General features: G+C 73.9%; 6 protein-coding genes. All 6 read left to right on the forward strand.

Going from position 1 to position 6,929, the window contains the following annotated elements; translation table 11 throughout:
• Positions 1 to 26: 26 nt before the first annotated feature.
• Positions 27 to 1,682, forward strand: coding sequence for an arginine--tRNA ligase (argS, locus tag LPA27_RS11210; protein WP_228942473.1), 1,656 nt, complete (start codon positions 27 to 29; stop codon positions 1,680 to 1,682).
• Positions 1,679 to 3,079, forward strand: coding sequence for a diaminopimelate decarboxylase (gene lysA, locus LPA27_RS11215; protein WP_416383242.1), 1,401 nt, complete (start codon positions 1,679 to 1,681; stop codon positions 3,077 to 3,079). Before argS ends, lysA begins: the two co-directional genes overlap by 4 nt.
• Positions 3,076 to 4,392: a homoserine dehydrogenase gene (locus tag LPA27_RS11220; protein ID WP_056864109.1), complete on the forward strand. Its 1,317-nt coding sequence runs from the start codon at positions 3,076 to 3,078 to the stop codon at positions 4,390 to 4,392. Before lysA ends, LPA27_RS11220 begins: the two co-directional genes overlap by 4 nt.
• Positions 4,389 to 5,483: a threonine synthase gene (thrC, locus tag LPA27_RS11225; RefSeq protein ID WP_193661111.1), complete on the forward strand. Its 1,095-nt coding sequence runs from the start codon at positions 4,389 to 4,391 to the stop codon at positions 5,481 to 5,483. Before LPA27_RS11220 ends, thrC begins: the two co-directional genes overlap by 4 nt.
• 7 nt (positions 5,484 to 5,490) lie before the next feature.
• On the forward strand, positions 5,491 to 6,399 hold the full coding sequence (gene thrB / locus LPA27_RS11230; RefSeq protein ID WP_228942474.1) for a homoserine kinase: 909 nt from the start codon (positions 5,491 to 5,493) through the stop codon (positions 6,397 to 6,399).
• Between the two features lie 257 nt (positions 6,400 to 6,656).
• Positions 6,657 to 6,929, forward strand: a 273-nt coding sequence (locus LPA27_RS11235; protein WP_228942475.1) for a Rho termination factor N-terminal domain-containing protein, incomplete at its 3' end; no start/stop codon positions are given.

A 6,929-nucleotide genomic window follows, 5' to 3' on the forward strand; every position in this document is an offset into this window, starting at 1 on the left:
CCGCCCGACCTCGTTACCCTTGACCGGTGACTCCCGAGCAGCTCTCCGCCACCATCGTCGACGTCCTGTCGGCCCTCGTCGACGAGGCCTCGCTGACCCTCCCCGAGGGCGTCCCGACCAGCGTCACGGTGGAGCGACCCCGGCAGAAGGGGCACGGTGACTACGCCACCAACGTCGCGCTCCAGCTGGCCAAGAGGGCCGGCACCAACCCGCGGGCCCTGGCCGAGCTGGTCGCCGCGCGCCTCGGTGCGGTCGACGGCGTCGGCGAGGTCGAGATCGCCGGGCCGGGCTTCCTCAACATCACCGTGGAGGCCGGCGCCCAGGGCCGCGTCGCCCTCGACGTGCTCGCGGCCGGCGACCGCTACGGCGCGAGCCAGGCCTTCGCCGGCGAGAGGATCAACCTCGAGTTCGTCTCCGCGAACCCCACCGGCCCCATCCACATCGGCGGGGTGCGCTGGGCTGCTGTCGGTGACGCCCTGGGTCGGATCTTCACGATGACCGGTGCCGAGGTCACCCGGGAGTACTACTTCAACGACCACGGAGCGCAGATCGACCGGTTCAGCCGCTCGTTGCTGGCGAGCGCGCAGGGACGGCCCGCGCCCGAGGACGGCTACGGCGGCCAGTACATCCACGACATCGCGGCGGCCGTGGCGGAGCAGCGGCCCGAGGTGCGCGACCTCGACGACGAGAAGGCGCAGGAGGTGTTCCGCGCCGTCGGTGTCGACATGATGTTCGCCGAGATCAAGGCCAGCCTCCACGACTTCGGCGTCGACTTCGACGTCTACTTCCACGAGGACGACCTGCACCGCAGCGGGGCCGTGGAGCGGGCCATCGCGCGGCTCACCGAGATGGGCAACACCTACGAGGCCGACGGCGCCGTCTGGCTGCGCACCGAGCAGTTCGGCGACGACAAGGACCGGGTGATCATCAAGTCCGACGGTCAGGGCGCCTACATCTCCGGTGACCTCGCCTACTACCTCGACAAGCGGGAGCGCGGCTTCGACCGCTGCCTGATCATGCTGGGCGCCGACCACCACGGCTACGTCGGTCGGATGATGGCGATGTGCGCCGCCTTCGGCGACCGGCCGGGGGAGAACCTGGAGATCCTCATCGGCCAGATGGTCAACCTCCTCAAGGAGGGCGAGCCCGTGCGCATGTCGAAGCGGGCCGGCACGGTCATCACGCTGGAGGACCTGGTCGGCGCCATCGGCAAGGACGCCGCGCGCTACGCCCTGGCCCGCTACAGCTCCGACTCCAACATCGACCTCGACCTCGACCTGTGGGCCAAGTCGGGCAACGACAACCCCGTCTACTACGTGCAGTACGTCCACGCGCGCGTCTCGGGAATCCTGCGGAACGCCGCGGCCCTCGGCCTCGAGCCCGGTGACGCGATGCACCTGCTCACCCACGAGCGGGAGGGCGAGCTGCTGCGCGCGCTCGCCGAGCTCCCGCGCGTGGTGGCCAGCGCGGCCGAGCTGCGCGAGCCCCACCGGGTCGCGCGCTACCTGGAGGACACGGCGGGGGTCTACCACCGCTTCTACGACAGCTGCCGGGTGCTGCCGCTCGGCGACGAGGAGCCCAACGACCTGCACCGCGCCCGGCTGGCCCTGGTGGCGGCCACCCGGGTGGTCTTCGCCAACGGCCTCGGCCTGCTCGGCGTGAGCGCTCCGGAGCGGATGTGAGGGCGCACGAGGCCGGCTGGGCCCACGCCGAGGGGCCCCGCGGTCCCTCGTGGCTGCGCGAGCCCAGCGACCCCAACGACCTGGTCACCCACCTCTGGTCGACCACCGCGCGCAAGAGCGACGGCGTGCTGGAGGTCGGCGGCGTCGCGCTGAGCGACCTCGTGGCCGAGCACGGGTCCCCGGCGTACGTGCTGGACGAGGCCGACTTCCGGGGCCGGGCCCGGGCCTTCCGCGACGCCTTCGCCGACTACGACGTCTTCTACGCCGGCAAGGCCTTCCTCAGCATCGCCGCCGCGCGCTGGATCGCCGAGGAGGGCCTCGGCCTCGACGTCTGCTCGGGCGGCGAGCTGAGCGTCGCCGAGCGCGCCGGCTTCCCGATGGCGCGCGTCGAGCTGCACGGCAACAACAAGACCGTCGGCGAGCTGGAGCGCGCCGTGCGCCTGGGCGTCGGCCGGGTCGTCGTGGACTCCTTCGACGAGATCGAGCGGCTGGCGGCGGTCGTGGCCCGCGAGGGACTGCCGGCGCGCGTGATGGTCCGGGTGACGGCGGGCGTGGAGGCCCACACCCACGAGTACATCGCCACGGCCCACGAGGACCAGAAGTTCGGCTTCTCCATCACCTCCGGTGACGCGCTGGAGGCGGTGCGCCGCGTGCTCGACGCCCCCGGGCTCGAGCTCCTCGGCCTGCACTCCCACATCGGCTCGCAGATCTTCGACTCCGCCGGCTTCGAGGTCGCGGCCAAGCGGGTGCTGGCCCTGCACGCCCGGGTCGCGACCGAGCTCGGCGCGACGATGCCGCAGATGGACCTCGGCGGGGGCTTCGGCATCGCCTACACGACGCAGGACGACCCGGCCGAGCCCGCACGCCTGGCCGCGGAGATGTCGGCGATCGTGGCCCACGAGTGCCGCGCGCTGGGGATCGCCGAGCCCCACCTGTCGATCGAGCCCGGCCGGGCCATCGCGGGCCCCGCGATGTGCACCGTCTACGAGGTGGGCACGGTCAAGGCGGTGCGGCTCGACGGGGGAGCGGTGCGCACCTACGTCTCGGTCGACGGGGGCATGAGCGACAACATCCGCACGGCGCTCTACGACGCCGACTACTCCTGCACGCTCGCCTCGCGCGTCTCCGACGCCCCGCCCGTGCTCGCCCGTGTCGTCGGCAAGCACTGCGAGGCCGGCGACATCGTGGTCAAGGACGAGTTCCTGCCCGGCGACGTCGCCCCCGGAGACCTGCTGGCGGTGCCCGGCACCGGCGCCTACTGCCGGTCGATGGCCTCCAACTACAACCACGCGCTCCGCCCGCCCGTGATCGCGGTGCGGGACGGGGTCGCGCGCGTCGTCGTACGACGCGAGACTGAGGACGATCTGTTGGCAACCGACGTGGGTGGTCTCGAGTGAAGGAGAGCGACAAGTCGCTCGGTGTGGCGGTGCTGGGCTGCGGCTCGGTCGGGTCGCAGGTGGTGCGGCTGCTCCAGGAGCAGGCGGGCGACCTCGCGGCGCGCGTGGGCGCCCCGGTGGAGTTGGTGGGGGTCGCCGTGCGGCGCCTCGACGCGGCGCGCGAGGTCGAGGTGCCCGAGGGGCTCCTGACCACCGACGCCGCGGCGCTGGTGGCCCGTGACGACGTCGACCTCGTGGTCGAGGTCATCGGCGGCATCGAGCCGGCCCGGGGCCTGATCCTCAGCGCTCTGGAGCACGGCGCGAGCGTGGTCACCGCCAACAAGGCCCTGCTGGCCGAGGACGGACCGACCCTCTTCGAGGCCGCCGAGAAGGCCGGCCGCGACATCTACTACGAGGCCGCGGTGGCCGGGGCGATCCCGATCCTGCGCCCGCTGCGGGAGTCGCTGGCCGGTGACACGGTCACCCGGGTGCTCGGCATCGTCAACGGCACGACCAACTTCATCCTCGACAAGATGGACACCTCGGGCGCCGGCTTCGGCGACGCGCTCCAGGAGGCCCAGGACCTCGGCTACGCCGAGGCCGACCCCACCGCCGACGTCGAGGGCTTCGACGCCGCGGCCAAGGCCGCGATCCTGGCCTCCCTGGCCTTCCACTCCCGTGTCACCGCCTCCGACGTGCACCGCGAGGGCATCTCCGAGGTGACCGCGGCCGACGTCGCCTCGGCGCGCGACATGGACAGCGTGGTCAAGCTGCTGGCGATCTGCGAGCTGCGCCCGGGTGCCGACGGCGGCGAGGACGCCGTGGCGGTGCGCGTGCACCCGGCCATGATCCCGCGCTCCCACCCGCTGGCCTCGGTGCGCGAGGCCTACAACGCGGTCTTCGTGGAGTCCGAGGCCGCGGGCCAGCTGATGTTCTACGGCCCTGGCGCCGGCGGGTCGCCGACGGCGTCGGCGGTGCTCGGCGACCTCGTGACCGTCGCCCGCAACCGCCTCGCCGGCACCCGCGGCGCCGGGGAGTCGGCCTACGCCGCGCGCGCCGTGCTGTCGATGGGCGAGAGCCGCACCCGCTACCACGTGGCGATCGACGTCGACGACCGCGCCGGCGTGCTCGCCACGGTCGCGCTGGCCTTCGCCGAGCACGACGTGTCGATCCAGACCGTGCGCCAGGAGGGTCGCGGCGACGACGCCCAGCTGGTCGTGGTGTCCCACGAGGCCACCGACGCCCAGCTCAGCGCCACCGTGGCGCACCTGAGGACCATGGACATCGTGCGTGACGTCACCTCCGTCATGCGTGTCGAAGGAGTTGCGGAATGACGACCACGGCCCCCAGGACCCCGGTCCGCACCCACCAGTGGCGCGGGGTGATCGAGGAGTACCGCGACCTGCTCGACCTCCCCGAGGGCACCCCGGCGGTGACCCTGCGCGAGGGCGGCACACCCCTGGTCCACTCCGGCTGGCTCTCCGGCCTCACCGGCGCCGAGGTCCACCTCAAGGTCGAGGGGGACAACCCCACGGGGTCCTTCAAGGACCGTGGCATGACCGCCGCGATCTCGGTGGCCAAGCACCAGGGCGCCGAGGCCGTGGTCTGCGCCTCGACCGGCAACACCTCGGCCTCGATGGCCGCCTACGCCGCCAAGGCCGGCCTCAAGCCGCTCGTGCTCGTGCCCGAGGGCAAGATCGCCGCCGGCAAGATGGCCCAGGCCATCCTCCACGGCGCGCAGGTCATCATGGTGCGCGGCAACTTCGACGACTGCCTGGCCATCGCCCAGGGGCTGGCGAAGGACTACCCCGTCGCCCTGGTCAACTCGGTCAACCCGGTGCGCCTCGAGGGCCAGAAGACCGCGGCCTTCGAGATCGTCGACTTCCTCGGCGACGCCCCCGACTTCCACCTGCTGCCGGTCGGCAACGCCGGCAACATCTCCGCCTACTGGCTCGGCTACCGCCAGTACGCCGAGCAGGGCGTCGCCACCCGCCGCCCGGTCATGCGCGGCTTCCAGGCCGAGGGCGCGAGCCCCCTGGTGACCGGGTCGCCGTTCCCGGCCCCCGAGACGAAGGCGACCGCGATCCGCATCGGCAACCCCGCGTCCTGGCACCTCGCGGTCGCCGCGGCCGAGGAGTCGGGCGGTCGATTCGCCGCGGTGAGCGACGAGCAGATCCTGGCCGCCCAGCGGCTGCTGGCCACCCACGACGGCGTCTTCGTCGAGCCGGCCTCGGCGGCCGGCGTGGCCGGTCTGCTGCAGGAGCTCGAGGCGGGGGAGTCCTACGCGGGTGCGACGGTGGTGGTCACCGTGACCGGCCACGGGCTCAAGGACACCGCGACGGCCCTCGAGGGTGTGGGTCCGCTGGTCGACACCGTGGTCGACGCCGACGTCTCCTCGGCGGCGCAGGCCGCCGGCCTGGCCTGAGGGCGGCGTGACCCGCTTCGTCGACGGGCCCGTGCACGTCTCGGTGCCGGCCACCTCGGCCAACCTCGGCCCCGGCTTCGACTCCCTCGGCCTCGCGCTCGACCTGCGCGACGAGCTCAGCGCCGAGGTCGTGGCCTCGGGTCTGGAGGTGGTCGTCGAGGGCATGGGCGCGGCCGACGTGCCGCGCAACGAGACCCACCTGGTGGTGCGCTCGATGCGGGCCGCGCTCGGCCTCATGGGCGCCGAGCCGCCGGGGCTGCGCCTGACCTGCCGCAACGTCGTGCCCCACGCCCGCGGTCTCGGCTCCTCCTCGGCCGCCATCGTGGCGGGCGTCAGCCTGGCCCGCGCGCTGGTGGCCGGCGGCTCCCTGCTGCTCGACGACGACGCGCTCTTCCGTCTCGCCGCCGAGATCGAGGGCCATCCCGACAACGTCGCCCCGGCCTTCTACGGCGGCTTCGTGATCTCCGGTCACGACGACGAGGGGTTCTACGCCGTCACCTCGCCGGTCGACCCGCGGGTCGGCGCGGTGGTGCTCGTGCCGCCGACCCCGCTGTCGACCGAGGTCGCCCGGGGCCTGCTGCCCGCCGAGGTGCCCCACGCCGACGCCGCCGCCGACGCAGGGCGCACGGCGCTCCTGGTCGCCGCGCTGGCCAGCCAGCCCGAGCAGCTGCTGCGGGCCACGCGCGACTACCTGCACCAGGACTACCGCCGGCCCGCCATGCCCGACTCGGTGGCGCTCGTCGACGCCCTGCGCGCCGACGGCGTGCCCGCGGTGGTCTCCGGCGCCGGGCCGACCGTGCTCGCCTTCGCGGAGGCGGGCCGCCCGGCCGCGGTGCGTGCCGTGCTCGACCGCGCGCCGCGTGGGTGGGAGGCGTCCTACGTCGCGGTGGACCGTGACGGGGTCCGCGTCTCCTGATCCCCGGCCCCGCGGGGCCGGCGCGGTGCTACATTGACCGCACGCCGCAGCTCTCTCGGCCGGCACCGGGGGCATCGCCCCCAGCCTGCTCGGCCTCTCGGGCGCGGAACCTCCCCCGATCCCCGTCCTCACCGGCGGATCGTCCGCACGACCGGATCCCGGCCGTCGGACGCCCCACGGGGGAGCCAGACCCTCGGTCGCCGGCCTCTCCGCGCCCGGCCGAGGACCCCGCATCGATACGTGGCAAGGACCTTCACGTGACGGACACCCCGGACCCCACCTCGCCCGCGCCCGCAGGTGGCGACGCCCCCCGCAAGCGCGGAGGTGGGCTCAACTCCATGCTGCTCGCCGACCTCAAGGCGCTGGCGGCCGGCATGGGCGTCGCCGGCGCGGGCGGGATGCGCAAGGCGCAGCTCGTCGACGCGATCCGCTCGGCCCAGTCGGCCGGTGCGGCCGGCCCGGCGGCGGACGCTCCCGCCCAGACCCCGCCGCGCGCCACGCGCTCGCGGCGTACGGCGGGCGCCGGCGAG

Source organism: Nocardioides sp. Leaf374 (assembly GCF_916862475.1).
Classification (GTDB): Bacteria; Actinomycetota; Actinomycetes; order Propionibacteriales; family Nocardioidaceae; genus Nocardioides; species Nocardioides kribbensis.

Bases quoted from the DNA above. Each gene is read 5' to 3' on its own strand.
- thrC (WP_193661111.1), top strand. From the start codon at position 4,389: ATGACGACCACGGCCCCCAGGACCCCGGTCCGCACCCACCAGTGGCGC.